The organism is Methylacidimicrobium cyclopophantes (assembly GCF_902143385.2).
GTDB lineage: Bacteria > Verrucomicrobiota > Verrucomicrobiia > Methylacidiphilales > Methylacidiphilaceae > Methylacidimicrobium > Methylacidimicrobium cyclopophantes.
Map to the genome: position 1 here is coordinate 1 of NZ_CABFUZ020000197.1, position 3341 is coordinate 3341.

The following is a 3341-nucleotide window of genomic DNA, read 5'->3' on the forward strand; positions in this document are numbered from 1 at the left end:
CCGCCGTCGGCTCGCGGCCGATCGCCATCGTGACGGAGAACCGACGAGGAAGCATTCTTGACTCCCCTTCCTGGATAGGATTTGTTATGAGAGATCACCGGAGAAGCTCGTAATGTCGAGTGGAATGCATATGGCAGCCGCACCTCTTTCCAAGGGGGATTCCCAACTGCCGGCAGACCACTCGATTTCTTCTGCGTCGCGGAATTCCCAGGAGTCTGCCGCTCCTCAAAAGCAAGGGAGGAGATCGGCGGAGGCGGAAATGGTGCCCGGCTTCTGGACGACCCATCTCTCCTCTAAGGGACAGATGGTGATTCCTGAGCAGATCCGAAAGAATTTCGGACTGCAACCCGGAGATGAATTCGTGGTCGTGGCGATCAACGACCTCGTGTTTTTGAAGCGGATCTAGGCGGCTCAGCTCGCCTTCTCAAGCGAGCTCTTCTCCGTTTACGCGGCGGCGGCCGGTTGCGAGAGGCCCTTCATAAGAAGGTTGGCCAGCTCCTGGAGTTGGGCCCATTCGCGGCTCGTAGGGGGCCGAAGCACCCGAAGACAAATTGTATCCTTATCGGCAAGAACGAAGAATTGATCTCCACGCTTCAGATCGAGACTCTTGCAGATGGCTTCGGGAATCACAACCTGACCCTTGATGCTCAGTCGAGTCGTGCCGACGGGCCGTCCATTCCCCTCCGAGACGGTTTTCACCTTGGCTGTCGTCTTTTTGCGCGCGCCCTTATCAGGCTTACTTTGCAAATTCTTAGCCATCACTAGCAGTTACTATGCCGTAATAAGCGAGTCAACGGCTTTGTCACATACTTGTAACACGAAAAGAGAGGTCCTGCCATCTTTCTGCAGCCGCGGAGAACGACCCTTTCCTACGAGCATGCGGCTGCGGCGCTAGGATCGGCCTGCGGGCGCTGGGAGCTTGGAAACCGGCTGGACGACCGTCTTACTTGCACCCCGGACGTTGACGGAGGGAAGGGGCGCCGCCTGGCATGCAGCGGCGGGACAAGCATGGAAAAGGCTTACTCTCTCGGCTTTCGGTTCGGTCCTACCGCTCTTCTGGAACTCCCCGCTCAGCCACGTCTACCTGGAAATCTACTGGAACAAACCAGAAGACGTGGCCCGGATGTCCTGGCTGCTCGTCTTAGACTTCTTCGCACACCGCCTTCGGTCCCGGGCCGGGGATGGTTAGAAGGAGAGCCGGATCATCGCCTGGACCCAAAAGGGCATTTGGAGAGCGGCATACTCGAGGTTGGCGGAACGGGCGGGGGTAAAGCCGGGAGCCCCGGCGATCCAGTAATGGTTGTCGGTGAAGTTGTAGAGCCAGACCCGCGCCTCCCAATGGTTCGCTGCGTAAAAGAGGCTCGCATTCAAGGTGTACCAAGCCGGAGCTCGGACGGAGTAGTCGTACGAAAGGAATTGTCCTCCCTGCTGGATGGTCCAAAAGGAGATCCCAAAGCCCGAGTCGGTCTTGTAGGTCAGCATGAGGTTCCCATACTCCTTGGGGAAGCCGATGAAGGGATAGATGCCTGGGGCGAGGGAGACGATTTGGCTGACCGGAAGCCCGTACTGTGCGGCCACGCTGGCCGTGTAGGGGGTGAAGGTGGTCGGGCCGACGCCGTCGGTATTGGTCCAGTTCTCGTACCCCTGCATGTAGTTGAATCCAAAGTTGGCCCAAAAATGGCGATCTGGCTGGTAACTCCCTTGAAGTTGCACCCCCTGCACGTCGGCGGAGACGGTTGGCGTCACACCTCCCGGGAGGACGAAGGCGGGGATGAAGCCCGATTGGGCGTAGGCGGAAAGTCCGAGGAAGAGCGTATCGCGCAGGAGCGAGAACTTGAGGCCTGTCTCGTAGAGGGTCTGCGTCTGGTGGTAGTAGGTGCTGGTGAACTCCGGGGCGAAGGAGCCGAAGATCGATTGGGCGGTCGTCTGCCCGAAGTAGTAGGTGGCATACCAGGACATCCAGGGAAAGATCCGGTAGGTGGGGCTCGCGCTGATTTGGGGCAGCAGGGCGCTCGTCGAAGTGGCTTGGTAGTCGGTGTAGGGAGCCAGGAGGAGCGCCGGGGTGCCGGAAGGGGGTTGGGCGTTCACAAAGTAGGCGTCGACGCGGGCGCCGAGGAAGAGGCTCGCCTTTTCGCCGAAGTGGAGGATGTCCTGGACAAAGGGAGAGAGCTCCCAGAAGTTGCATTGGGTCGAGGCGAAGTTGTCGACGTTGAAATATTCCCCGGGATAACCTGGAATCGGGATGTCCGTTAAGAACGGGTTGTTGTAAGCGGGGCTTGTCGCCAGTGAATAGGGCACCGGCAGGGAGCCATCGGCCGGAGTAATCGGCCTGCTCATATCGGCTTGGTTGCTCGTTGGGTGCCAGCTACCCGAATACTCCTCGTCGCTTAGGAAGCGGAAGGCGAGGCCGGCGTCGACGAGCTGCGAGAACCAGGAGCTCTTCTTTTCAGGCTCCCAGCGGATTTCCAATCGGTCGGCGAGATCGACTCCGTAGGGCATGACGACCCAAGTCGGATCGGGAATCGGCTGCGCCGCATTGGCTTGAAAATACTCAAAGAGCGTGTTGTTCACGATGGTCACGTTCTCGCTGAGCCGAATCGTCGCGATCGCTTGGCTCACCGCATAAAGCTGGCTGGAAGAGTCGAGCGGCGTGTTGAAGAGGTTGGCTCGCCCGCTGATCGGAACGAGAGGCCCCCACTGGATGGCGTAGCCGGAACCGGGAGGGGGGGTGCCTTGGCCCGGATGGAACTGGCCGAAGGGTTGCGCCGCAGTCGCCGGTGGGGTGTAGTAGCCGATCCAGGGACCGCTCTGGTAGAGCCCGGAATCGATCAAGGACTGGGTGGGTCGCGTCACTCCGGCGTAGGGGAGGAAAGAGTTCTGGTCGATCTCCCCATTCCAGTCGACTTCGACCTCCGGCGTCGGCTTCCAGGAAAGGGCGAGATAGGCGCACTCCCGGTTTAAGTAAGATCCATCATAATAGTTGTACGGAGCATAGCCTTCCTGGCCGAAGTAGTCGAAGCGGTAGGCGAGCGTTTTTTCGGTCCCGATCGGGCCTCCGATGTCGATGTTCCACATGTTGGTGTCGTACATGCCCAAAGTGTAGTAGGCATCGCCCCGGAAGCGGTCGAAGAAGGGCTGCTTGGTCACCTCGTTCATGTACCCGCCGGCAAATTCTTGAGGACCGAAGACGATGCTCACCGGGCCGGTCACGACGTCAAGCGAGTCGTCGGCATTGAAATTGAGCAGGGGCCCCCAATTGCCGCCGCTAGAAAAACCAACGAGCATGCCGTTGCGGAAGGCGGTGGCGGGGAGCCCGCTAACCACGGGTTCGCTGACGACGT

The 3341-nt window shown here is 59.5% G+C and carries 3 protein-coding genes; 1 reads left to right on the forward strand and 2 read right to left on the reverse strand.

Annotated elements, in window-relative coordinates:
- Positions 1–130: 130 nt before the first annotated feature.
- Positions 131–406 carry an AbrB/MazE/SpoVT family DNA-binding domain-containing protein gene (locus FN369_RS08640; RefSeq protein ID WP_178087771.1) on the forward strand — a complete coding sequence of 92 codons (276 nt, stop codon included), beginning with the start codon at positions 131–133 and terminating at the stop codon, positions 404–406.
- Positions 407–444: 38 nt separating this feature from the next.
- On the opposite strand, the gene FN369_RS08645 is transcribed toward FN369_RS08640, so the two are convergent.
- Positions 445–699: an AbrB/MazE/SpoVT family DNA-binding domain-containing protein gene (locus tag FN369_RS08645; protein WP_178087772.1), complete on the reverse strand. Its 255-nt coding sequence runs from the start codon at positions 697–699 to the stop codon at positions 445–447.
- Positions 700–1185: 486 nt separating this feature from the next.
- A partial coding sequence (locus tag FN369_RS08650) for a TonB-dependent receptor (protein WP_142525760.1) occupies positions 1186–3341 on the reverse strand: 2156 nt, incomplete at its 5' end.